At 58.6% G+C, this 24,266-nt stretch carries 22 protein-coding genes; 11 read left to right on the plus strand and 11 right to left on the minus strand.

What is annotated here, in order from left to right; genetic code table 11:
- Window positions 1–10: 10 nt before the first annotated feature.
- Both ACOYXH_RS08275 and ACOYXH_RS08280 read right to left on the minus strand, forming a co-directional pair.
- Window positions 11–490, minus strand: a complete 480-nt coding sequence (locus ACOYXH_RS08275; RefSeq protein ID WP_095047465.1) for a DUF4822 domain-containing protein — start codon at window positions 488–490, stop codon at window positions 11–13.
- A 467-nt stretch (window positions 491–957) separates the two neighbouring features.
- Window positions 958–1,341 (minus strand): tautomerase family protein, encoded by a 384-nt coding sequence (locus ACOYXH_RS08280; RefSeq protein WP_460410497.1) that lies wholly within the window; start codon window positions 1,339–1,341, stop codon window positions 958–960.
- Window positions 1,342–1,582: 241 nt separating this feature from the next.
- Here ACOYXH_RS08280 and ACOYXH_RS08285 point away from each other — a divergent pair, with 241 nt between their 5' ends.
- The 3 genes from ACOYXH_RS08285 (at window position 1,583) to ACOYXH_RS08295 (ending at window position 5,314) form a co-directional block, all read left to right on the plus strand.
- Complete coding sequence (locus tag ACOYXH_RS08285) at window positions 1,583–1,777, plus strand: hypothetical protein (protein ID WP_095047463.1); 195 nt, start codon at window positions 1,583–1,585, stop codon at window positions 1,775–1,777.
- A gap of 529 nt (window positions 1,778–2,306) precedes the next feature.
- The gene (locus tag ACOYXH_RS08290; protein WP_220558581.1) at window positions 2,307–3,587 is read left to right on the plus strand and encodes an HAAAP family serine/threonine permease; all 1,281 of its coding nucleotides are present in this window, start codon (window positions 2,307–2,309) and stop codon (window positions 3,585–3,587) included.
- 80 nt (window positions 3,588–3,667) lie between these two features.
- Window positions 3,668–5,314, plus strand: a complete 1,647-nt coding sequence (locus ACOYXH_RS08295) for a SulP family inorganic anion transporter (RefSeq protein ID WP_460410498.1) — start codon at window positions 3,668–3,670, stop codon at window positions 5,312–5,314.
- A 205-nt stretch (window positions 5,315–5,519) separates the two neighbouring features.
- Here ACOYXH_RS08295 and acnB read toward each other — a convergent pair whose 3' ends face one another.
- Window positions 5,520–8,129 carry a bifunctional aconitate hydratase 2/2-methylisocitrate dehydratase gene (acnB, locus tag ACOYXH_RS08300; protein WP_095047459.1) on the minus strand — a complete coding sequence of 870 codons (2,610 nt, stop codon included), beginning with the start codon at window positions 8,127–8,129 and terminating at the stop codon, window positions 5,520–5,522.
- A 468-nt stretch (window positions 8,130–8,597) separates the two neighbouring features.
- On the opposite strand from acnB, the gene ACOYXH_RS08305 reads away from it, so the two are divergent.
- The gene (locus ACOYXH_RS08305; protein ID WP_064117650.1) at window positions 8,598–9,068 is read left to right on the plus strand and encodes a DUF1289 domain-containing protein; all 471 of its coding nucleotides are present in this window, start codon (window positions 8,598–8,600) and stop codon (window positions 9,066–9,068) included.
- An 87-nt stretch (window positions 9,069–9,155) separates the two neighbouring features.
- On the opposite strand, the gene ACOYXH_RS08310 is transcribed toward ACOYXH_RS08305, so the two are convergent.
- Window positions 9,156–10,019, minus strand: a complete 864-nt coding sequence (locus ACOYXH_RS08310) for a universal stress protein (protein ID WP_095047458.1) — start codon at window positions 10,017–10,019, stop codon at window positions 9,156–9,158.
- 159 nt (window positions 10,020–10,178) lie between these two features.
- Between ACOYXH_RS08310 and ACOYXH_RS08315 the strand changes: the two genes are divergently transcribed.
- The 3 genes from ACOYXH_RS08315 to ACOYXH_RS08325 all read left to right on the plus strand — a co-directional run bounded on the left by ACOYXH_RS08315 (window position 10,179) and on the right by ACOYXH_RS08325 (window position 12,994).
- Entirely contained in the window at window positions 10,179–10,787 is a 609-nt protein-coding gene (locus tag ACOYXH_RS08315; RefSeq protein WP_095047457.1) for a MiaE family protein, read from the plus strand.
- 212 nt (window positions 10,788–10,999) lie between these two features.
- Complete coding sequence (locus ACOYXH_RS08320; RefSeq protein ID WP_095125763.1) at window positions 11,000–11,707, plus strand: winged helix-turn-helix domain-containing protein; 708 nt, start codon at window positions 11,000–11,002, stop codon at window positions 11,705–11,707.
- Entirely contained in the window at window positions 11,708–12,994 is a 1,287-nt protein-coding gene (locus ACOYXH_RS08325; protein WP_095047455.1) for an ATP-binding protein, read from the plus strand. It begins immediately after the preceding gene.
- Between the two features lie 162 nt (window positions 12,995–13,156).
- Here ACOYXH_RS08325 and ACOYXH_RS08330 read toward each other — a convergent pair whose 3' ends face one another.
- Window positions 13,157–13,645 (minus strand): GFA family protein, encoded by a 489-nt coding sequence (locus tag ACOYXH_RS08330; RefSeq protein WP_460410499.1) that lies wholly within the window; start codon window positions 13,643–13,645, stop codon window positions 13,157–13,159.
- A gap of 138 nt (window positions 13,646–13,783) precedes the next feature.
- On the opposite strand from ACOYXH_RS08330, the gene glsB reads away from it, so the two are divergent.
- Together glsB and ACOYXH_RS08340 are read left to right on the plus strand one after the other, a co-directional pair.
- Window positions 13,784–14,692: a glutaminase B gene (gene glsB / locus ACOYXH_RS08335; protein ID WP_007911001.1), complete on the plus strand. Its 909-nt coding sequence runs from the start codon at window positions 13,784–13,786 to the stop codon at window positions 14,690–14,692.
- 199 nt (window positions 14,693–14,891) lie between these two features.
- On the plus strand, window positions 14,892–16,394 hold the full coding sequence (locus ACOYXH_RS08340; protein WP_258709621.1) for an aldehyde dehydrogenase family protein: 1,503 nt from the start codon (window positions 14,892–14,894) through the stop codon (window positions 16,392–16,394).
- Window positions 16,395–16,516: 122 nt separating this feature from the next.
- Here the strand turns inward: ACOYXH_RS08340 and ACOYXH_RS08345 are convergent, their stop codons facing one another.
- The 3 genes from ACOYXH_RS08345 to cynS all read right to left on the minus strand — a co-directional run bounded on the left by ACOYXH_RS08345 (window position 16,517) and on the right by cynS (window position 17,973).
- Window positions 16,517–17,176 carry a carbonic anhydrase gene (locus ACOYXH_RS08345; protein WP_077573391.1) on the minus strand — a complete coding sequence of 220 codons (660 nt, stop codon included), beginning with the start codon at window positions 17,174–17,176 and terminating at the stop codon, window positions 16,517–16,519.
- Window positions 17,177–17,188: 12 nt separating this feature from the next.
- Window positions 17,189–17,425 carry a DUF2790 domain-containing protein gene (locus ACOYXH_RS08350; RefSeq protein WP_258709622.1) on the minus strand — a complete coding sequence of 79 codons (237 nt, stop codon included), beginning with the start codon at window positions 17,423–17,425 and terminating at the stop codon, window positions 17,189–17,191.
- 80 nt (window positions 17,426–17,505) lie between these two features.
- Window positions 17,506–17,973: a cyanase gene (cynS, locus tag ACOYXH_RS08355; RefSeq protein WP_093437115.1), complete on the minus strand. Its 468-nt coding sequence runs from the start codon at window positions 17,971–17,973 to the stop codon at window positions 17,506–17,508.
- Between the two features lie 120 nt (window positions 17,974–18,093).
- Here cynS and cynR point away from each other — a divergent pair, with 120 nt between their 5' ends.
- Window positions 18,094–18,981, plus strand: a complete 888-nt coding sequence (gene cynR / locus ACOYXH_RS08360; RefSeq protein ID WP_460410500.1) for a transcriptional regulator CynR — start codon at window positions 18,094–18,096, stop codon at window positions 18,979–18,981.
- 257 nt (window positions 18,982–19,238) lie between these two features.
- Here the strand turns inward: cynR and ACOYXH_RS08365 are convergent, their stop codons facing one another.
- The 3 genes from ACOYXH_RS08365 to ACOYXH_RS08375 form a co-directional block, all read right to left on the minus strand.
- Entirely contained in the window at window positions 19,239–19,568 is a 330-nt protein-coding gene (locus ACOYXH_RS08365; RefSeq protein WP_093437124.1) for a hypothetical protein, read from the minus strand.
- 510 nt (window positions 19,569–20,078) lie between these two features.
- A complete protein-coding gene (locus tag ACOYXH_RS08370) occupies window positions 20,079–20,582 on the minus strand; it encodes a GNAT family N-acetyltransferase (RefSeq protein ID WP_460410501.1) in 504 nt (167 codons plus the stop codon).
- Window positions 20,583–20,630: 48 nt separating this feature from the next.
- Window positions 20,631–22,574, minus strand: coding sequence for a DNA topoisomerase III (locus ACOYXH_RS08375; RefSeq protein WP_460410502.1), 1,944 nt, complete (start codon window positions 22,572–22,574; stop codon window positions 20,631–20,633).
- Between the two features lie 277 nt (window positions 22,575–22,851).
- Between ACOYXH_RS08375 and ACOYXH_RS08380 the strand changes: the two genes are divergently transcribed.
- Window positions 22,852–24,258 (plus strand): serralysin family metalloprotease, encoded by a 1,407-nt coding sequence (locus tag ACOYXH_RS08380; protein ID WP_460410503.1) that lies wholly within the window; start codon window positions 22,852–22,854, stop codon window positions 24,256–24,258.
- Window positions 24,259–24,266 lie beyond the last annotated feature (8 nt).

Raw genomic sequence — 24,266 nt, forward strand, 5'->3', positions numbered from 1 at the left:
ACTCCAGCTTTTATTGTTTGATGGCGGATTTGGTTTCTACGGTGCCGGTATACGGCGCGTGAACGACATGAATACGTACAAGTGGATTGTTGTCGATCATGTCGCGGGGGACTTCCCGAGAGTAAGTGAATTCACTGTTGTTCAGTGTTTCCAGGCGCCTGACAATTGTTTTGGTCGGACCGACATCGGGTACCAGAATGTGCTGTTTCTGGTTGCCGGTGACAAAGAAATAACCGCCTCCGCCTTTGTTGTACTTTGACTCGCCCGTGTCGGTGTAAAAGAACTCGTATCGATTACTCTCGGGATCCCAGGTCGATATACCTACGACGCCGGGATACTTCGCCTTGACGTCTGTTTCAGGAGCGCCATCGATGTAGACCTTGGTAGTCAGCCATCGCGGCGAAGAAGCCAGCTCGCGGACATCAGCGCTGGCAAGCGGGGTGAAAAGCAGTCCGGTCAACAGCAGGCCGGTGATCGTGCGCTTTTGCATGCTTTTTCCTCTTTATCAAACTTCGAAGGTCGTTTGCGATTGGTCTTTCGTCATTCAGGGCGTGAAAAATATAGGCCTGAAAAAGAGGAATGTTCAATGGCTGCGTAGTTGCTTGTAACAAATGACTGTTATTCGGATTTCGGTAATATTTCGTCGTGGTTTTATTAGGTGTTTTTGGTTGTAGGAGTATTCTGAAGTATCGATAAGCGAAGGGCTTTTTATTGGTGTTTTCTGTAATTCATAGCGCAGATGACATTAGAGAAGTACACGCAGTTGTAGGACTGAGGATAAGGTTACAAATTCGTGATTGACGCAACCGCAGACAGCGAAGTTGCGTCAATTTGAAGGACCGTTTCTTTTAAAACCTGAAATGAGCACTGTCGATTACTCGTGCGAAGGCAGCGCCGAGGGTTGCGTTGTGATGTTTGATGATCGCTTCGGCCGGTAGCTGGCTGTCAATTGCGGGGTCAGGTGACGTACTGGGCAATGCCATTGCCGAATGACCAGTTCTCTTTTTTCACCTCGACCAGATTAATGAACACGTCTTCCAGGCGCACCGCCAACTGCGCGTGCAGGCGCTCGGCGATGGTTTTGAACAGCAATTGCTTTTTCTCCACTGTGCGCCCTTCGCTGATGGTGATCTGAATGAATACCACGCCGTCGCTGCGCTGGATCCCCAGGTATTGCGGATCGTAGACCAGGTGCTGGCCATCGTGCTCGGTCAGGATCTGAAAGTTGTCGTGCTCGGGCACATCGATACAACTGCGCAGGGCGGAGTAGATATGCTCGCCGATGCGTTTGGCGAAGTTGGGGTCGGGGTTTTGTCTGATGTCGACGCGAACCAATGGCATGGGAAGGCTCCGCAGGGCAGGGGGACTCATTTCACGCTAGATCATGTGGGCCAAATTGAAAGGCACGGGTACTTGATCGCAAGGTGTTTTCTGAAAGGTCTCTGTATGAGGCTGCCTACCTGACTCGCGGATTTTGCCTACGAATTCGACAGATCCGTCCGCTATCGGGCAGTTGATGAATGCGAAATCATGAGGGCACAAAGCAGCCCGGGCACTCAGTGCTAAACGCCAAGGAAGGCACATGCTTCAGAATGATCGAGAAAACCTGGAACTCGAAAGACTACAAAACGAATCCCGCAAGCTCATTGTCGAGAGGCGCAAGCTCATGGCTGAGGAAAACAAACTCAAGCGAGAAAGGTTCTGGTACCCGGTGGCCGTAGGCACGGGACTGCTAACTGCGATTACGGCTGTATTCGGGATATTGACCAAGCTTTGAATGAAACGCTGCAAGCATCATGGTTTGCGATCAGGCGTATCGGATGCTCAACAACGATTTGCATAGCAGATTGATCTCGTGACTTCGCAAAGGACAATAAACATGTACACAGAAGATCCCAAGGCCAGAGTCGAACGACTTCGACGAGAGGACGCCGAGTTCGCTGAAGAGGCGAAAGGACTGTCCCCCGCGGAGATTCGCTCTGAATTATTCAGGTTCGCCATGGGGGCAATATTTGCGCTGGTCGTCATCACAATCGGAACCCTGGTTCTTCGTTCGGTCTGAAATGTGTTCTTGAACTCGCACGGTCATACTAAAAACGACATTCGGCGTGTCTTTGTGCGACAGCCATTTTTCCGAAAACGACACTCGACTGATCTGCTCCGCACAACCATTCCTCAGCTAAGTCTTTGCTTCTGCTCATTTATCGCGGAGAATCGCGCCCCTGTTTCGGCCGGAGCATGTCTGTCGGTTTTTTCCGACGCGTCTGACCGAGTGGCAAGTGACCGGAATGCGGAGATCCGACCGGATGAATGATCAGGCCAATAGCGTCGAAGAGCGCTTTGATGCAGCAGCACCCGCTGAACTTTCGAGCTGGAATCGCCAGGACACCACCTGGATGTTGGGACTGTTTGGGACGGCCATCGGCGCCGGTACCCTGTTTTTGCCGATCAACGCAGGACTGGGTGGCTTCTGGCCGCTGGTGGTCCTTGCGCTGCTGGCCTTCCCGATGACGTTCTACGCGCACCGTGGCCTGACCCGCTTTGTGCTTTCCGGTCGTGAAGGCGCCGACATCACTGAAGTGGTCGAGCAGCATTTCGGCATCAAGGCCGGCGCGCTGATCACCTTGCTGTACTTTTTCGCGATCTTCCCGATCCTGCTGATCTATAGCGTCGGTCTGACCAACACAGTCGCCAGTTTTCTCGAACATCAACTGCACATCACGCCGCCACCGCGCGCTCTGCTGTCGTTCGTGCTGATCCTCGGTCTGCTGGCCGTGGTGCGTTGCGGTGAGCAGGCGATCGTCAAGGCGATGAGCCTGATGGTGTATCCGTTTATCGTTGCGCTGCTGTTCCTCGCCGTTTACCTGATTCCACACTGGAACGGCGGCATTCTCGCCACGGCTTCGCAGGTGCCGGCACCGTCTGCGTTGCTGCACACGCTGTGGCTGGCGATTCCGGTGATGGTGTTCTCCTTCAACCACTCGCCGATCATCTCGGCGTTTGCGGTCGATCAGAAGCGTCGTTACGGCGTCCACGCTGAACAGCGCAGCTCGCAGATCCTGTCCCGCGCACACCTGTTGATGGTGGCGATGGTGCTGTTCTTCGTCTTCAGCTGTGTGCTGACCCTGTCGCCGGCACAACTGGCCGAGGCCAAAGCGCAGAATCTGTCGATCCTGTCGTACCTGGCCAATCATTTCAGCAATCCGACCATCGCTTTCGCAGCACCGTTGATTGCGTTTGTGGCGATCTCCAAGTCGTTCCTCGGTCACTACATCGGTGCCAGCGAAGGTCTCAAAGGCCTGATTATCAAGAGCGGCAAACGCCCGGGCGCCAAGGCGCTGGATCGCATCGTGGCGGCCTTCATGTTGGTGGTTTGCTGGATCGTGGCAACCCTGAACCCGAGCATTCTGGGCATGATCGAAACCATCGGCGGCCCGGTGATCGCGGCGATTCTGTTCCTGATGCCGATGTACGCAATCCGTAAAGTGCCAGCGATGGCCCGCTATCGCGGCCAGGCGTCGAACGTGTTTGTAACGGCTGTCGGCCTGGTAGCGATTTCGGCGTTGATTTATTCGCTGACCGCGTAAGCTACAACTCCAGATACTCAGCTACAGTGGCCGCTGCATACGACGTATGCAGCGGCTTTTTTTCGTCTGGAGACAGTGGATTGTCGAGCGCCCCGCAACCTGTAGAGCAACGCAATCGCTGGCGGGATGTACTCGCCGGTCTATCGATAGCCGGTCTCTTGCTGCCCGAAGCGGTGGCGTATTCGACCATTGCCGCGCTGGCGCCACAGGCCGGGGTAATCGCGCTGTTTGCTGGGCTGTTCTGCTACGGGGTGTTCGGTACGAGTCGCTTTGCGATTGTCTCGGCGACGTCTTCTTCGGCGGCTGTGCTGGCGGCGGCGACGGCGACACTGGCCAATGGTGATCCGCAATTGCGCTCCGCTTTGGCGGCCGGTCTGGTGCTCATCACCGGTGCGCTGTTTTTGCTGGCCGGGGTGTTTCGTCTGGGCAGTGTCACGTCCTTCATCGCCAAACCGGTTTTGCGCGGATTCGCCTTCGGCCTGGCGCTGACCATCATTCTCAAGCAGGTCGCCACTGTGGTGGGCGTGCATCTGACCGAGGCCAATCTGGTGCGCTTCGCCCCGCAACTGCTAGAACAACTGCCGCATTGGAACTGGATGGCCGCGGCTGTTGCGGCCGTCGCGCTGGTGTTGCTCGCGGTGTTTTCACGATTCCCGCGGGTGCCCGGTGGCTTGCTGGTTGTAGTGATCGGCATCGCCGCCGGGCAATGGTTGAATCTGTCGGCGTACGGCGTGCAGATGATCGGCATTATCGACCTGAGCCTGGAAGTTCCTAACCTGCCGGTGCTGCCATTCGCCGACTGGCTACGGCTGGGGGAGGTGGGTTTTGCGCTGGTGATGATTCTGTATGCGGAGTCTTACGGGTCGATCAGTGCGTATGCGCTCAAGCATGGCGATCGCGTCACCTCAAACCGTGATCTGTTGGCGTTAGGCGCATCGAATCTGCTCTCCGGATTGTTTCATGGCATGCCGGCCGGGGCAGGGTACTCGGCGACCTCGGCGAATGAAGCAGCAGGTGCGACGTCACGCTGGGCCGGCGGTGTGGCGGCGTTGGTGGTATTAATCATCGTGCTGACGGTGTTGCCGTGGATCGCCCTGACCCCGGAGCCGATCCTCGCCGCGATTGTCATGCATGCGCTAGGTCGCGGTTTGAGTCTGCAGCCGCTGGGCCGCTACTTCATCTGGCGCCGGGATCGTGTGCTGGTGATCTGCGCGGTTACGGCCGTGTTGGTATTGGGCGTGCTGGACGGTCTGCTGGTTTCGGTGGCGATCAGTGTGCTGCTGATGCTCAAGCAGATGTCAGCCGCGGACATTCAAGTGCTCGGGCGGATTGATGGCGGGCACGATTTTGTCGATGTGCAGCGTCATCCCGTTGCGCGAACGGAGCCTGGCGTACTGATCATTCGGCCCAGTGAGGCGTTGTTCTTTGCCAACGTTGAGCGGATTCTGGGCGCGGCGTTACGGCTGATCCGCCATGCAGAAATGCCGGTGCATACGGTGATTCTGAGTCTCGAGGAGACGCCGGATCTGGATGGCACCAGCATTGAGGCGATGCAGGAGTTCTTTGTGCGGGTGCATCAGGAAGGCAAGCGTTTGATTCTGGCGCGGCTCAAGCATGAGGCGCTGGCGGTGCTGGAGGCGTTGCCCGAAGTGCAAGCCAACGCTGTGATCCTCAGCGGTTTGAGCGTCGATGGCGCCGTGCAGAAAGCCCTCAAGCTCAACCCGTAACCCTATCGGGAAATGCAGGTCTCTTGTCTGGTAAGAATCAAACGTGGGAGCGAGCCTGCTCGCGAAAGCGATTCATCATCCAATAGTTACATCGACTGACACACCGCTTTCGCGAGCAGGCTCGCTCCCACAGGGTCTATGTGTGAGGCATAAAAAAACGCCGCTCATCTCACGATGGGCGGCGCTTTTTCATTGCGTTGCAGCGTTAGGCTTGAACGACCGGGATGTTGGCGTTCGCAGCAGCTTCACGGAACTCGGCAATCTGGTCGAAGGACAGGTAGCGGTAGATATCGGCCGCCATGCTGTCGATCTTGCCAGCGTATTCCATGTACTCCTCGACGGTCGGCAGGCGACCCAGGATCGAAGCCACGGACGCCAGCTCGGCCGAAGCCAGGTAGACGTTCGCGCCGTCGCCCAGACGGTTCGGGAAGTTACGGGTCGACGTCGACACCACGGTGCTGTTCGGCTCAACGCGTGCCTGGTTACCCATGCACAGCGAGCAGCCTGGCATTTCCATGCGCGCGCCAGCCTTGCCGTAGATGCCGTAGTAGCCTTCTTCGGTCAGTTGGTGAGCGTCCATTTTGGTCGGCGGCGACAGCCACAGACGGGTTGGCAGCTGACCCTTGACCTGATCCAGCAGTTTACCGGCAGCGCGGAAGTGACCGATGTTGGTCATGCACGAACCGATGAACACTTCGTCGATCTTCTCGCCAGCAACGCTGGACAGCAGACGGGCGTCGTCCGGATCATTCGGCGCGCACAGTACCGGCTCGTTGATGTCGGCCAGATCGATTTCGATGACTTCGGCGTATTCGGCGTCGGCATCGGCTTCCATCAGTTCCGGGTTGGCAACCCAGGCTTCCATCGCTTGAGCGCGACGTTCCAGGGTACGCGCATCGCCGTAACCTTCACCGATCATCCAGCGCAGCAGGGTGATGTTGGAGTTCAGGTACTCGGTGATCGACTCTTTCGACAGCTTGATGGTGCAACCGGCAGCCGAACGTTCGGCCGAGGCGTCGGACAGTTCGAACGCCTGCTCCAGGGTCAGACCTTCCAGACCTTCGATTTCCAGGATGCGGCCGGAGAAGGCGTTTTTCTTGCCTTTCTTCTCGACGGTCAGCAGACCGTTCTGGATAGCGAAGTAAGGAATGGCATGAACCAGGTCACGCAGGGTGATGCCAGGTTTCATTTTGCCTTTGAAGCGCACCAGGATCGATTCCGGCATGTCCAGCGGCATAACGCCGGTGGCTGCGGCAAACGCAACCAGACCGGAACCGGCCGGGAACGAGATGCCCATCGGGAAACGGGTGTGGGAGTCACCACCGGTACCCACGGTGTCTGGCAGCAGCATGCGGTTCAGCCACGAGTGGATGATGCCGTCGCCCGGACGCAGGGAAACGCCGCCGCGGGTCATGATGAAGTCAGGCAGGGTGTGGTGGGTGGTCACGTCGATCGGCTTTGGATACGCCGCGGTGTGGCAGAAGGACTGCATCACCAGGTCAGCCGAGAAGCCCAGGCACGCCAGGTCTTTCAGTTCGTCACGGGTCATTGGACCGGTGGTGTCCTGAGAACCCACGGTGGTCATCTTCGGTTCGCAGTAGGTGCCAGGACGAACGCCTTGGCCTTCTGCCAGACCGCAAGCCTTGCCGACCATTTTCTGCGCCAGGGTGAAACCCTTGGTGCTTTCAGCTGGTGCTTCTGGCTTCTTGAACAGGTCGAACGGTGGCAGACCCAGTTCGGCGCGAGCCTTCTCGGTCAGGCCACGGCCGATGATCAGCGGGATACGGCCGCCAGCACGGACTTCGTCCAACAGCACCGGAGTCTTCATTTCGAAGGTGGTCAGGACTTCGTCGGTGCCGTGTTTGCAGACTTTGCCAGCATGCGGGTACAGGTCGATCACGTCGCCCATGTTCATGTTGGAAACGTCGAACTCGATTGGCAGTGCGCCGGCATCTTCCATGGTGTTGTAGAAGATCGGAGCGATTTTGCTGCCGAAGCAGAAACCGCCAGCACGCTTGTTCGGCACGTAAGGAACGTCGTCGCCGAAGAACCACAGCACCGAGTTGGTGGCCGATTTACGCGACGAACCGGTACCGACCACGTCACCGACGTAGGCGATCGGGAAGCCTTGACCGCGCATTTCTTCGATCTGCTTCATCGGGCCGATGGCGCCCTGCTGATCAGGAACGATGCCGTCGCGGGCCATTTTCAGCATGGCCAGGGCGTGCAGCGGGATGTCTGGACGCGACCAGGCATCAGGAGCAGGGGAGAGGTCGTCGGTGTTGGTTTCGCCGGTTACCTTGAACACGCGCAGGCTGATCTTGTCAGCCAGGGTCGGACGGTTTTTGAACCACTCGCCGTCAGCCCAGGATTGCAGCACGGCTTTAGCGTGAGCGTTACCGTTCTTGGCTTTTTCCGCGACGTCGTGGAACGCATCGAACATCAGCAGGGTGTGCTTGAGTTGCGCGGCAGCGACCGGCGCCAGCTCGGCGTCGTCCAGCAGGTCAACCAGAGTGACGATGTTGTAGCCGCCCTGCATGGTGCCGAGCAGTTCTACAGCGCGCTTTTTGTCCAGCAGAGGGGAGGAAACTTCGCCCTTGGCCAGTGCAGACAGGAAGCCGGCTTTGACATAGGCCGCTTCGTCCACGCCTGGTGGAATGCGATTGGTGATCAGGTCAACGAGAAATTCTTCTTCGCCAGCCGGAGGGTTTTTCAGCAGCTCGACCAGGCCTGCTGTTTGTTCGGCGTTAAGCGGCTGGGGAACGATACCCAGGGCTGCACGCTCTTCGATATGTTTGCGGTAGGCTTCAAGCACAGTTATTACCCTCATCAGTGGTCCCAAATGGGTGTCCGGGACGCTCATCCCGAAACTGCCGTACTCATGCTCCTCACGACGTTGTGGGTCGTTCGGCCAGAATTACCGGCAATTCCTTACAGAAGCTGCTTTCAAAGTTTTACGCCTGCAGAACGGGGAGCTGATGAGGGTTGGCGCTGGATTTTTCCCCGCTGGAAAAATCCCTCGCCAACACCGCTCTGAAGGAACGACTGTGCTCGTGACGCTTTGAAAACAGCTTCTAACGGACATTGGCGCCTTAAAAGGCTGGCTGATTCTACGGCAAAAAAAATTTAAAGGTAAGTCGGGCTCTATTGGACTTTCGTGGCAATGCGCGTGGCCAGGGCAAACGCCGCGCGTGGCTGTGACCCTGAAGTTTGAGGGGTGATCAATGCCCGACAAAGGGCTAACATGCCGACCTGTTCCGCGTTTCAGTGTTTTACCTATCTTATGCCCAATCAGACCATCAAGACCCCCTGCGTCGGCCTCTGCTCCACTGTTTACGGTGATCTGGTGTGCCGTGGCTGTAAGCGTTTCCACCACGAAGTGATCCACTGGAATGGCTACAACGAGGAAGAAAAACGTGCGGTATGGTTGCGTCTGGAGCAATTGCTGTCACAAGTGATGGCGGCCAAGGTCGAGATTTTCGATTCGGCGCGCCTGCGCGAGCAACTCGAGCAGCGCAAGATCCGCTTCGTGCCGCATCAGTCGGAATATTGCTGGGCGTATCAGCTGATTGCCCGTGGGGCGCGGGTGATCATTAATCTGGAAGCGTACGGGATGGTGTTGCTGCCGGAGTTTCGCGACTGGAACCTGCCGGAATTGCGCGATGCCATTGATCGGGAATTCTTCCTGCTGTCGGAAGCGCACTATCAGCGTTACATCGCCCCCGGATTTCTCAAAGACGCCTTTGGCGCCTGAAGGTCAAAAGATCGCAGCGTGCCGCAGCTCCTACATGGGAATGCGTTCTACCTGTAGGAGCTGCCGAAGGCTGCGATCTTTTGATCTTTAATGTTTCACCGCCAACTCCACCAGATGATCCTCAACCTCCTGCGGTTTGAGCACCAACACATCACTTTCCAGCGCATCCAGCACCACTTCCGCGGTATTGCCGATCAGCGCCCCTGATAACCCGGTGCGCGCCACCGTGCCAATCACGGTCACCGCCGCTTGCAGCTTGTGCGCCATGAACGGAATCAAAACGTCCGCCGGGCCTTCCTCGATGTGCAGATGCTCATCATCGACATCGAATTCCGCCTGAAACGCTCGACATTGCTCGCGATAACGCGCCTCGATGGTTTCGCTCAGTTGCAGCGTCGGGTCTGCAGCCGACAGCATCGGTGATGGATGCGCAGCGATCACATGCAGATGCGCCTTGGCCAGGCTGGCGATGTCGTAGCCATGATCAATGATCGTCGTGTGCAAATGCCGATGTTCACCATCGGCATTGCCCACGTCCACGGCTGCCAGAATCACCTTGTCCTTCCACGAACCGGCGGTTTTCACCAGCAGCACCGGGGTAGGGCAGTGGCGCAGGAGCTTCCAGTCCGCCGGGGTCAGCAGGGCTTTTTTCAGTGAGCTGTCGGGGAAATGCTGCTTGATCACCAAACCGCAGCCCTCGGCCTGCTGCACCTCGATGATGGTTTCATGCAGGCTCTCGTTCCACGCCTGTTCGGTGGTCACGCTGTAGCCGTCGGCCACTAGTGCGGCTTTGAGCACACCGAGCATGCCGGCGTGGTCGTGCTTCTTGTCGCACACCAGCAGGTGCAGATGGGCCTGGGTTACGCCGGCGATCAATTTGGCGCGCTTGAGCGCCAGGCTTTCCGAATGTTCGGGTTCGATGACCACCAGAATGCTGCGAATGGCTTGCATGAGCGGAGTCTCCAGCAAAGAAAAGGCACGGCGTTGCACAACTATAGTTGCTGTCCGATCGTGCGCGACTTGATGCATATCAACGCCAGCCGCTGGTGGTCTGCGGACAGGCCGGTATAATCGGCGCCCTTCGCTCGAACACCTCTTACCGTGAGCCCCATGATCCTTCCCGAAATCCACGAATTCCTTGGCTGCCGCACCCCCGACGCCTGGGTTCAGGCTGCACTGGCCGATCAGGAAACCCTGCTGATCGACCACAAGAACTGTGAGTTCAAGGCTGCCAGCACCGCCCTGAGCCTGATTGCCAAGTACCATTCCCACGTCGACCTGATCAACATGATGTCGCGTCTGGCCCGGGAAGAACTGGTGCACCACGAGCAGGTCATGCGCATCATGAAGCGGCGCAAGATCGAACTGCGCCAGCTCCACGCCGGTCGTTACGCTTCGGGCTTGCGCAAGGTAGTGCGCAGCCACGAGCCGGTGAAACTGGTGGATACGCTGGTGGTCGGCGCGTTTATCGAAGCACGCAGTTGCGAGCGTTTCGAAGCACTGGTGCCGCATCTGGACGAAGAACTCGGCAAGTTCTACTTTGGCCTGCTGAAAAGCGAGGCGCGGCATTTTCAGGGTTATCTGAAACTGGCCTATCAATACGGCGATGCGAAGGATATTGCTCAGGTCATCGAGAAAGTCCGCGCCGCCGAGCAGGAACTGATCGAGTCGCCGGATGAAGAATTCCGCTTCCACAGCGGTGTGCCTGTCGCGGCATAACCCTGTTCGAAAAAACAACGTCAAAATATCGCAGCCTTCGGCAGCTCCTACATTTGGAATGCGTTTCCCTGTAGGAGCTGCCGAAGGCTGCGATCTTTTGCGTTTGAATGTTAAAAACTCTTAAGAGTATGAAACATTACCGATAACGGACCTCCGCCTGCGATTGCCGCCATAATGCCGACCACTTCACACATGGGCGGCAGACGGTCGTTATGGAAAACCTGGGTTTTGGCAAACTCCTGCTGGTGGAAGACGATGAGCGCCTCGCCGCGCTGATCGCCCACTTTCTCGAACAACACGGCTACGAGGTGCGCACGGTGCATCGCGGTGATCTGGCCGTGGCTGCCTTTCTCGAGTTCAAACCGAAAGTCGTGGTGCTCGACCTGATGTTGCCGGGGCAGAGCGGTTTGCACGTGTGCCGGGAGATTCGCAGTGTGTCGGACACGCCGATCGTGATTCTGACGGCCAAGGAAGATGACCTCGACCATATCCTCGGTCTGGAGTCCGGCGCCGATGACTACGTGATCAAACCGATCAAGCCACCGGTATTGCTGGCCCGGCTGCGAGCGCTGCAGCGGCGGCAGGTGCCGGATAGCAATGTCGTCAGTTTTCTGGAGTTCGGCCAGTTGAGCGTCGACCGCAGTTGCCGTGAAGTGCGGCTGGCGGGCGAGGTCATTGAAATGACCACCATGGAATTCGAGCTGCTGTGGTTGCTGGCCAGCGCGGCGGGCAAGGTGCTGTCGCGGGATGACATTCTCAATCGCATGCGCGGGATTGCCTTCGACGGGCTCAATCGCAGCGTCGACGTGTACATCAGCAAATTGCGCAACAAGCTCAAAGACAATCCCCGCGAGCCGATGTGCATCAAAACCGTGTGGGGCAAGGGGTATCTGTTCAATCCGTTCGCGTGGGAGCTGTAGATGCTGCGGTTATTTCTCGGGCTGTTTCTGGTCATGACGATAGGTCTGGTGCTGGCGCTGCAAACGGTCGAGCGTACTTTTGATGCCTTGCTCGATTATCAGATGCAGGACTACAACCGTGAGGCCGTGCGCGGCCAGGCCTGGACGTTGGGCCAGCAGCTGCGCGACCTCGACAGACCGGCCCGGGAGCAACAGCTGGAAACGATCCGCCCGCATTACGGTTTGGGGCTGACGCTGGTCGACGCCTCTGAACTGGCCCTGAGCAACGAGGAAAAAGCCGAGCTGGCCAAAGGGCTGCTGGTGATCCGCGACAAGTACAACCAGTACATTTCTGCGATTGACGAGGGGCCGCAGTTGCTCAGCATTCGCTTGCCGGCCGAGCCGAGCCTGATGCCGTTCTACATCGCCAGTGCCTACCTGATGATTGCCGTGTTGATCGGCATCGTCCTGTTTTTCTGGGTGCGCCCGCACTGGCGCGATCTGGAAAAACTGCGCCTGGCCGCCGAGCGTTTCGGCGATAACGACCTGTCGGTGCGCATTCAATTGTCGAAACGCTCGAACATTCGCGATCTGGCCGAACACTTCAATCTGATGGCGGCGCGCATCGAAGGGCTGATCGCCAATCAGCGTGAGCTGACCAATGCCGTGTCTCACGAACTGCGCACGCCGATTGCGCGGCTGTCGTTTGAACTCGACCAGCTTAAGCAACAGCCGGACGCCAGCCAGAACCGCGAGCTGATTGCCGACATGTACGCCGACCTTGGTGAACTGGAGGAGATGGTGTCCGAGCTGCTGACCTACGCCAGCCTTGAGCGCGGCGCGACGGTGATCAAGCGCGAAAACATCCAGGCTGCCAATTGGCTTGATAGCGTGGTTGGCAGCGTGGCGCTGGAGGCCGAAGCGGCGGGGGTGCAGTTGCTGATCGCGGATTGCCGGATCGACACAGTGCGCATCGAACCGCGATTCATGGCGCGGGCGGTGATCAATCTGCTGCGCAACGCGATTCGTTATGCCGAACAGCGGGTGGAAGTGACGCTGGAACGCACGGGCGATTATTACCAGGTGCGGGTTAACGACGATGGGCCGGGGGTGCCGGTGGACGGGCGCGAGAAAATCTTTGAACCGTTTTCGCGGCTGGATGCCAGTCGCGATCGCCGCACCGGCGGGTTTGGTTTGGGCCTGGCGTTGGTGCGACGGGTCTCGCAGTCCCATGGCGGGCAGGTTGAGGTGGGCGATTCGCCTTGGGGTGGGGCGTCGTTCCGGATGACCTGGGCGCATCTGGATTAAATGCGCTGCCCTGTGCCGCCCCCTTCGCGAGCAGGCTCGCTCCCACAAATGGAATGCGTTCTCCTGTGGGAGCGAGCCTGCTCGCGAAAGCGTCGGGTCAGTCAGCATGGGTGTGCCTATCCACCGCTATCGCGAGCAGACTCACTCCTATAGGGGCACTGTTCAGCGGGTCAAGCCGAGGCGCTCATGCCACTGGGCAATCGATTCTTCGGGATATTCGTCAAATTGCTGGTCCTTGGGTTTCACCTCGGCTTCCACCCAGGTTGCTTTCGAACCGAGCATCAGATGCGTATGTTCCGGCGGCACCGGCAACGGCGTGTCGATGGCCGAGGCAAACGGGTGGATCAGTTCCGGCCATTCCGGGCTGAACAGCCACAAGCCGCTGCCGCACAGTGAACAGAAATGTCGTTCGGCGCTGCTGCGATGGGCGCGCTGGTCGCCTTCGTCTTTCATCTTCGCGTGGTAAATGCTGATGTGTTTGCGCCCGCGCACCTTGAGGCTGGTCGCGTCGCCGCCAAGGTTGATCGCATAACCGCCGCCGCCCTGAGTCTTGCGACAGATCGAGCAATAGCAGCGTTGATAAGGGTAGGGATGGGCGCTGGTGAGACTGAACGTGACCTCGCCACAATGGCAGGAGCCTTCGAGTTGCATGGTTGCTCTCCCGTTTTTGAATGTGCGGTTGAGCCTAGAACATTCAGTGCGATGGCGGCCGGTGTGATTCGACGGGCGGGCGCAGCGTCTAGCCCCAGTGTCCCCGCAATCCCATGGGGCGAGACTTCGGAACCCGGCATGCAAGCGCTGTTGAACGAGATTCTTGACGCTGTCCGCCCGTTGATCGGGCAGGGCAAGGTGGCTGACTACATTCCTGCCCTCGGCACCGTGCCGGCCAATCAGCTGGGCATCGCCGTGTACGGCAACGACGGCGAGATGTATTGCGCCGGTGACGCCGAGACGCCGTTCTCGGTGCAGAGCATTTCCAAGGTGTTCAGCCTGGTGCAGGCGATCGATCATTCCGGCGAAGCGATCTGGGAACGCCTCGGTCACGAGCCGTCCGGGCAACCGTTCAACTCGCTGGTGCAGCTGGAATTCGAGCGCGGTCGGCCACGCAACCCGTTCATCAATGCCGGCGCGCTGGTGATCTGCGACATCAACCAGTCGCGCTTTGCTGCACCAACCCTGTCGATGCGCGATTTCGTCCGCCGACTGTCAGGCAATCCGCAGATCATGATCGACGGCAAAGTCGCCGACTCCGAATATCAACACCGTGCGCGCAATGCAGCGATGGCGTATCTGATGCAGTCGTTCGGCAACTTCCACAACGACGTCGAAGCGGTGTTGCGCAGCTATTTCAGCCACTGCGCGTTGCGCATGAACTGCATTGATCTGGCCCGGGCTTTCTGCTTTCTGGCCAACGACGGTTTCTGCAAACACAGCGGCGAACAGATTCTCACGCGTCGGCAAACCCAACAGGTCAACTCGATCATGGCTACCAGCGGCTTGTATGACGAAGCGGGCAACTTCGCTTATCGCGTTGGCTTGCCGGGCAAGAGCGGTGTCGGCGGCGGGATTGTCGCGGTGGTGCCGGGGCAGTTCACGGTGTGCGTGTGGTCGCCAGAATTGAATGCGGCGGGGAATTCGTTGGCGGGCATGGCGGCGCTGGAGATGCTTAGCGCGCGGATTGGCTGGTCAGTCTTCTGACCTGATCACACAGACACCACAAAACCCTGTGGGAGCTGGCTTGCCAGCGATGAGGGTCTGTCAGTCACTATAAATTGACTGAACCACCGCTATCGCTGGCAAGCCAGCTCCCACAGGTTTCTTAAGTGTTTGAAGAGGTGTATTTCATCGAGTAATCCGCTACATTTTCCGGCCGCTCCCTGCATGGTGAATCCGCTTCATGTCTCTCGCGCTCGAACGTCTAGTCGCTGGCACGCCGATCCCTTTCGCTGGTAACCGCGTCACCGTGGTCAGCCCCGAACTGGCCGCGCGCTTTCAGCCCGGAGACCATCTGCTGGTGGAGCAGGTCAGTGGCGAGTTGCTGTTGATTCCCGTGGCGGATCAGCAAGCGGCGTCCGTGGCGATCGAGCGTGCGGCAGCGGCATTCACTGCGTTGTCGGCGGTGTCCGATGAGGCCATCAGCCAGTTTTTCGACCTGTTTGCGCAACGTCTGGAAACCCCTGCGTGCTGGGCACACATCGAAACCGCCAACCGCGCGGACATCGAACGGGCCAAGGCGCGCGGTCGTTCCACCACCCGATTGCTCGCCGATGAGCGCATGCGTGGCGACATGATCGCCGGTCTGCGCGCCTGGCGGGATGCCGCAGCCACGCGCGGCAAAGTCATCAGCAGCGTTGAGCATGATGGCTGGAAGGTCGAGCAAGTGGTTTCGCCGTTGGGCATCGTCGCGTTTGTCTTTGAAGGCCGGCCGAACGTGTTCGCCGACGCAGCCGGTGTCTTGCGCACTGGCAACACCGCCGTTTTGCGCATTGGCAGCGATGCGTTGGGCACCGCGCAGGCCATCGTCACTCATGCGTTGAACCCGGCACTGTCCGATGCCGGTCTGCCGGCTGGTGCGGTGTCGTTGGTGGAAAGTGTCAATCATGCCGCCGGTTGGGCGATGTTCGCTGACCGGCGTTTGTCGCTGGCCGTCGCGCGTGGTTCGGGTCGTGCGGTCAGTCAACTGGGCAGCATTGCCCAGCAGGCCGGCACCGCCGTCAGCCTGCACGGCACGGGAGGTGCGTGGTTGATCGCTGATCGTGATGCGGATGCCCAACGTTTCGCCGCCGTGGTGCGCAACTCGCTGGATCGCAAAGTCTGCAATACGTTGAACGTCTGCCTGATCCAGCGTGATCGCGCGGCGGAACTGGTGCCGTTGTTTCTTGAGGCATTGCAACAGGCCGGCACCGCGCGTGGTCAGGGTTGCAAACTGCACATCGTCGAAGGCAGCGAAAGTTGCTTGCCGAGCGAGTGGCAGAACGCGACGGTCGAGGTCTATCGCGCCGAGGGCTATCAGACCGAAGCACTGGCCGAACCCTTGGCAGAGTCCGAGTTGGGCCGCGAGTGGGAGTGGGAAGAAACCCCGGAAGTCAGCCTGATGATCGTTGACGATCTGGATCATGCGATTGCGCTGTTCAACCGCTACAGTCCGCAATTTACCGTGTCGTTGATCAGCGAGGATGCGCAGGTTCAGGAGCGCTTTTACAACGCGGTCAACGCGCCGTTCGTGGGCAACGGCATTACTCGTTGGGTCGATGGGCAGTACGCGCTCAACAAACCAGAGTTGGGGCTTTCGAACTGGGAGAGTGGGCGCTTGTTTGCGCGCAGTGCGATTCTTTCGGGGGATGGCGTGTTCACTGTTCGTAGCCGCATGACCCAAGTAGACCTCACGGTAAAACGCTGATCTGGCGGACAATGATCGTTCCCACGCTCCAGCGTGGGAACGCAGCCCGTGACGCTCCGCGTCACTGGACGCAGAGCGTCCCCTGAGGCATTCCCACGCAGAGCGTGGGCACGAACAGATGCTCAGGCGGCGTGGGTGGTTTGTGCGTGGATCGCGCAAGTCGCCGGCTGTTCAGCCAGCGGCACAAACGTGCGGCGGTCGGCGGACAGCGCATCGATCGAGCCGGTCTCGATGTCATACACCCAGCCATGCAGATTCAGCAGGCCTTTCTCCTGAGCCAGACGTACGCTCGGGTGGGTCTGAATGTTCGCCAGTTGCGCGATCACGTTTTCGCGCACCATCGAACTCAATTTCGCCGCGTCATTGGCATGCGGCCGCGCTTCATTCACCACTTTTGCCGACTCGGCATGCTGCAGCCAGCCACTGACGGCGGGCAGGTGATCCATGCATTTGCACTGGGCAATCGCGGTCATCGCGCCGCAGTCCGAATGGCCGCAGATCACAATGTCGGTCACGCCGAGCACCGCCACCGCATATTCCACCGTCGCCGAAACCCCGCCCGGATGCGGGCTGTAGGACGGCACGATATTGCCGGCATTACGGATCACGAACAGCTCGCCGGGTTCTTGTTGAGTCAATAATTCTGGCACTACACGGCTGTCGGAACAGGTGATGAACAACGTGCCGGGCTGTTGCGTGGTCGCCAGGTGTTTGAACAGTTCGGTGCGTTGCGGAAACGCTTCGTTCTGGAATTTCAGGAAGCCATCAATCAGGTTTTTCATGGTGTTGTCCTCTTAGTTCGAGCAACCGCTGCCGAATTCGCTGTATTGAAGAACGTGTTTGCCACCGTGGCTGTCCAGATACGTCATCTCCACCGGCACCACGCCACACACATCGGCAACCGGGGTAATGCTCAGCACTTGGGCGATATCCAGCTGCATGCCGTAGCGGTAGGCAACGGCCTCGTCAGCGGCAAATGCCTGGACGGAAAAGCCGCCGAGCAGGGCCAGGATCAGTAGAATTTTTTGCATGGGGCAGCCTCCAGACGCAGTGGTGACGGGTAACCATTTGGGGTGGGTTGGCCCGCACGCAGGGTGCGGGCCGGTGCGGATCAGAACGGACGCAGGGGCAGGAACTTGCCGTCGAGGGTGACCACAGCGCGGGAGCCGCCTTCCGGGTCTTCAACTTTCTTGATGTCGAGCTTGAAGTTGATCGCGCTGATGATGCCGTCGCCGAACTGTTCGTGAACCAGGGCCTTGAGGGTGGTGCCGTAGATCTGGATCATCTCGTGGAAGCGGTAGATGGTCGGGTCGGTCGGCACGCCGCTGAGGCTGCCACGCAGCGGGATGATCTGCATCGCCGCGACGTCTTCAGCGCTCAGTTCCAGCTTGTCACCGACCACTTGGGCGGCGTTTTCCGGCAGCGGGTGCTGACCGAGCAGGGCAGCGGTGACGTACGCCAGGCTCAGGCCGGTGTCGTCGGCGAGATCCTGCCACGACAGATCTTTGCGTGCCTTGGCGTCGAGAATGCGGGTGGTCAGGGCCAGGCTGGTGTCGTTGTAGGCGTGGGACTGTTGCATGGTGTCACTCCTTTCAGGGGTTGGCTTGCTGTGTGGGATTGATCTTCTGCCGATTCATCCATAGCGTCCAAGACCGATATACAATGCTTGGCATAAGTCCTGCCTATAGATGGTGTTCCCATGCTGCTGCGACATTTGCGTTACCTGCTGGCCGTTGCCGATCACGGCGGCTTTACCCGTGCCGCCGAGGCATTGCATGTTTCACAGCCGACCCTGTCGCAGCAGATTCGCCAACTGGAAGAGACACTGGGGGTCAATCTGTTTGATCGCACCTCGCGGACGGTCAAACCCACCGATGCTGGCGAGGCCTACATCGAATGCGCGCGACGGGTGCTGGTGGAGCTGGAGGCGGGCAAGCGCGCGTTGCATGACGTGAAGGATTTGTCTCGCGGGACGTTGCGTCTGGCGATGACACCGACGTTCATGGCGTACCTGGTCGGGCCGTTGGTGCGCGACTTTGCCGCGCGCTATCCGGGAATTCATTTGCAGATTTTCGAGCTGTCGATGGACGACATCGAGGCGGGGTTAGCGGATGATTCGCTGGATATTGCGATTGCGTTTACGCCGGTGCGCAATGCTGATATCGAATGCATTCCGGCGTTTACCGAAACGTTGGGGATCATGGTCGGGCGTGAGCATCCGCTGTATGACAGCCACTCGTTACTGACGCCGGATGATATTGCTTCACTGGATTTCGCCTTGTTGGCGCCGGATTTCATCACGCGGTTATCGGTGGATGAATATTTCCGTCAGCACGCAATTACGCCGCAGGTGCGGATTGAGGTGAATTCGGTGAGTACGTTGCTGGAAGTGGTGCGGCACTCACCGCTGGCGACGATGCTGCCGCAGGCGATTGCGACGGAGGATCGGGCATTGCGCCGGTTGCGCGTGGAGAGCGAGGCGCCGCAGCGTGGAGCGGCGTTGTTGCGGCGGCGCAATAATTATCACAGTGCGGCGGCGGTGGCGTTTGCTGAAATGGTGTTGGGCTGGGGGATGCCCTCACCCTAACCCTCTCCCAAGGGGAGAGGGGACTGACCGAGAGATGTTGGAGTAATACGCCGACCTGAAAGTGTTTTGCTGAATCCATAATCAACTCGGTGTTCCGGGTTGACGGATGACTTGAGATCACTCGATCGGCTCCCTCTCCCTCGGGAGAGGGCTGGGGTGAGGGGCTACAATTCCAGTCACGCCAAATCAATGCAAGCGAACAAAAAAAGGCCTGCTTCCTTTAAGGAAGCAGGCCTTTCAATTATTTAATTACTAGCTCAGCAGAACCGATCAATCACCCGAACTTCATTCTTATTCTGCATCGAATCCCACGCCTGTTTCAGCGTTTGCAGAACATTCCCGATGAAGTCCTTGTCGGCCGCGGCTTTCTTGCCAACATAACCGTGGCCGCGGCGGTACATCTTCAAGCGGGCCAGCAGGTTCTGATGATTGCGGTCGAACTCGTCTTCGTCAGCATGGGTCGCCAGGCAGTCGATATGCACCTGACCCGACTTGCTGATCCAGAGAATATGGCTGTCATGGCTGTCTTTCTGCGCAGCGAACATACGAGCCAGTTCTTCGATAGTAGGTTGATTGTTCAGATTCATGATATTGCCCCTTGACCAGTCTGGTGATCTTTCAAAGTTGATTCGCTAATACAGGTAGCCCATCGGTTAGTTGATCCCTGGCACCGAAACCAGGACGTCAGCGCTCGCCCGTGTGAAGTACGGGGTCGTGCATCTGTTGCATGTAGTCGTGTTGAATAACTGCTACGCAATAGCGTCACAACGAGGAGAAGCAGCGAAAACCGGGAGGCTCCTTGACGACATTTACCGTGTCGACCACAAGCGTCTTGAGAATTTTCGCCAGCGCTTCTCGTCCTTGTACTGGACGTTCAGGCCAGGTCAGCTTCTTCAATCTGCCTTGTGGGCAGCGTGTATCCGGAAAAAACAACTCGGCGGTCAGACGAGTTTGCTCAAGCGTGTTACCGATGTTCCCGATCGGGGAACGTCTTCATCATGCAAAAGCAAAACGACGCCGTCAACGGTTTTGTAGTGATTATTTTTGCTCACTACATATTGTCGGACAAAGCTGTTTTGGAATGAGAAAGAATCCGTTCAGGCAACGGAAAAAGGCGTTCGCAGCACGTAGAAGGTGCACGGATAGCCGTCCACTTCACGCTGCTGCAGGGTGAAGTGGCCGTCGCTCAATAAAGGAATCAGCCTGGCCCAGAAGCGCTGTGCCGGCAGGTTGGCGTCGATATGGAAAATCTGCCATTGACCGGGGATGCGGCTCAAGAGGGCAGAGACGACAAACTGCGCGACGCCTTGGCCACGAAAGCGTCGGGCGATGAAGAAGTAGCCGATGTTGTGTTCGGCCCCGGCGATGTGGATTTCGTTATCGACGGTCACGAAACCGGCGAGTTCGCCATTGACGCGAATCAGGAACGGTTGGGTGGTCGGGTGACGCCAATAGCCGATTTTCGGCTGGATCGAGAAAAAGCCATGCTTGGCGAGCTTCAGCGGCAGCCATTCGCTGAAGTCGTACATGTAGAACTGCATGAGGTTTTCGATGATATCCAGCTCATCGCGCTGAGCGGGGTGCAGTTCGATATTGGCCATGCGCAGGGTTCCTGAAAGTGCTGAGCCTTGCAGAAACACTAGCGGGTTTTATTTGCCTGACGGTTTCGCTGTGCGTTTTGTCGTACCCGTGGTTTTGCTGCGGGTCGATTTGCGTTTTTTCTTCCACGGGGCCGCCGCTTTACCGGCTGGTGGCGGGCCGCTGATGGTCAGGCTGAGACTGGAACAGCGCGTCACCTGTTTGCTCATCCACGCTGCCTGTTTGGTGACGAACTCTTCCAGACTCATTTCGCCACTTTGCACCATGTCCAGCGCCTGCTCCCAGATGGCCGTGGTGCCGGGGTCGGCAATTGCGCGGGGCACCGCGTCGATCAGGCTGAACGCCGCCGGGGTAGCGGCGAGGGCCTTGCCGTTTTTCACCAGATAGCCACGGTCAAGCAAGCCCTGAATGATCGAGGCGCGGGTCGCTTCTGTGCCGATCCCGGTGGTGTCCTTGAGCTTCTGTTTGAGCAGCGGATCTTCCACCAGTTTGGCGACGTTTTTCATCGCCTTGATCAGATCGCCTTCGGTGTAGGGTTTGGGCGGTTGCGTCCACAGATCCTTGAACTTGACGTCAGCCACCGCGCACTCAACGCCTTGCGTAAGTGCCGGCAAGGTTTGCGGTACCGGTGCCTCGCGGCCCTTGGCCGCTGCCAGCGCCTCGGGCAGTGCGCGTTTCCAGCCCGGTTCGATGATCTGCTTGCCGACCGCACGCAACGCTTCACCAGCGCAATCGAAATCGGCCTGGGTGCGATCGTATTCGTGATTGGGCAGGAACTGCGCCAGATAGCGCGCACGTATCAGTGTGTAGACCGCGCGGTGTTTGCCGGTCAGGCGCTCTAGATTCTTCGCTGCAGCGGTGGGAATGATGCCGTGGTGCGCGCTGACCTTGGCGTCGTTCCACGCGCGGGATTTGCGTTGCGGCTCCAGAAACCCGTTGAGCGCCTCAAGGCCCGGATCGGCCTGACGCAGCGCGGCGAGAATCCCCGGTGCCTCGCTGTGTTGGCTCAAGGGCAGGTAACCGCAATCACTGCGCGGGTAAGTGATGACCTTGTAGGTTTCGTAGAGCGCCTGGGCAATGTCGAGGGTTTCCTGCGCGCCGAGGCCGAGTTTCTTCGAGCAGACTTCCTGCAAAGTGCCGAGATCGAAGGGCAGGGGCGCCACCTCGCGCAGGCGCTCGGTTTTCAGCTTGACCACCCGGGCACTGGCAGCGCTGCTGATCGCAGCCGCCGCTTGCTGGGCCAACGCCTGATTCAGGCAGCGATCCTGATCGTCACAGGTATCCGACGGCGCACGCCACTGCGCAGTAAACGGTATGCCGTTGTGCAGCAGATCGACATCAATCGCCCAGAACGGCACTGGCACGAAATCGGCGATGCTGCGGTCACGATCCACCACCAGGCGCAAGGTCGGCGTCTGCACCCGGCCCACCGGCAACACGCCCTGATAACCCGATTGCCGACCCAGCAGCGTGAATAGCCGGCTCATGTTCATGCCGATCAGCCAGTCCGCCCGCGAGCGGCCCAGCGCCGAGTGATACAGGCTGAAGGTTTCGGCCCCCGGCTTCAATGCCGCCTGGGCTTTGCGGATCGAAGCTTCGTCCAGCGCCGACAGCCACAAACGCCGGATCGGCCCGCGATAGCGACAGTGCTCGACCAGTTCCCGGGCGATCATCTCGCCCTCACGGTCGGCGTCGGTGGCGATGATCAGCTCGCTGGCTTCACCGAGCAGGCGTTTGACCGCTTTGTACTGGCTGGCGGTGCGCGGTTTGACGGTCATTTTCCACTTGTCCGGGATGATCGGCAGATCGGCCAGGACCCAGCGCTTGTAGCGGGGGTCGTAGGCGTCCGGCGGGGCGGTTTCGAGCAAGTGGCCGATGCACCATGTCACCGTGACGTCTGTTCCCAGCCAGCAGCCGTCACCCCGACGCCTGGCGCCGAGCACGGCCGCAATGTCTTTGGCCTGAGAAGGTTTTTCACAGAGGTACAACCGCATAACCACCCACGTCGATCAAGGTCCGCACAGGTGCACAGAATGGCCGGACTTGGCGTCAGCGGCAACTTTTATCTGTATGGATATACAGATAAAAAGCATTGCAGCAGGTGACGGGTAATACAGGGACGCAGCCCGGGCTATCGAGAAATTGATTAGCCTGCGGTTTACACCTGTGTCAGGTTTTTCAGCGATTCAAACACGCGAGTGACAGGACGATCTCGCCAGAAGATCGCCGTGGTCTGTCGACACTGACTACTCAAAAACAAGGAAGTCCACCATGGCTCAAGCCAAATCCAAAACCACCAGCGCCTTCGACGAAATCGATACGTTCAGCCACCTGTATGACCGTGGTGTCGGGCAGGTCAATGGCAAACCCTCATTTACCGCTGACCAGGCCGCTGACGAAATCCTGCGCAAAGGCCTGTCGTGGGGCGACAAGAACGCTGACGGCAAGATCGACCTCAGTTACAGCTTCCTGACCGAGAAACCGGCGAACTACAACGTCAAACTGGGCAACTTCAGCGAGTTCAGCGCCCAGCAAAAAGCTCAGGCCGTGCTGGCCATGCAATCCTGGGCCGACGTCGCCAACGTCACCTTCACTGAAGGCAAGGGCGGTGATGGCCACATGACCTTCGGTAACTATGATGTCAGCACCGGTGGCGCTGCGTTCGCTTACCTGCCGAGCGGCGGCAGCTATGACGGCCAGTCGTGGTATTTGATCAACGATCAGTATCAGGTCAACAAAACCCCGGACACCAACAACTACGGGCGTCAGACCCTGACCCACGAAATCGGCCACACCCTCGGCCTGTCGCACCCGGGCGCGTACAACGCCGGCAACGGCAACCCGACTTACAACGATGCCAAGTACGCTGAAGACACCCGTGGCTACAGCCTGATGAGCTATTGGAACGAAGCCAATACCGATCAGAATTTCAGCAAGGACGGCAGCGGCGCATACGCCTCGGCGCCGTTGCTGGACGATATCGTTGCGGTGCAAAAACTCTACGGCGCCAACTACGCGACCCGCGCCGATGACACCACGTACGGTTTCAATTCCAATGCCGAGCGCGATTTTTACAGTGCCACTTCGACATCTTCCAAAGTGGTGTTTTCGGTGTGGGACGGCGGCGGCAACGATACGCTGGACTTCTCCGGCTTCAATCAGAACCAGAAGATCAACCTCAATGAAGGTTCGTTCTCCGATGTTGGTGGCTTGGTGGGCAACGTCTCCATCGCTCACGGCGTGACCGTGGAAAATGCCATCAGTGGCTCAGGCAATGACCTGCTGATCGGCAACGCCGTTGCCAACGAGCTGGTCGGCGGTGCCGGTAATGACATCATTTACGGTGGTGGCGGTGGCGACACCTTGTGGGGTGGTGAAGGTGCGGATACTTTCGTGTTCGGTGCTGCCAGCGATTCAACTATGACTGCGCCGGACTGGATCATGGATTTCACCAGCGGCCTGGACAAGATCGACCTGTCGGGGATCGCCGGTTTCGCCACGGGCGCGGCGTCGCTGAATTTTGTCAGCGGTTTCACCGGGCATGCCGGCGATGCGATCCTGACTTACTTCGCGCAGACCAATCAGACCAGCCTGATGGTTGATCTGACGGGGCAGGGTTCGGTGGACTTTGCTGTGGGTGTGGTGGGGCAAGCGGTGGCGACTGATATTGTTGCGTGATGCCTGAA

The organism is Pseudomonas sp. Mb7 (assembly GCF_054790525.1).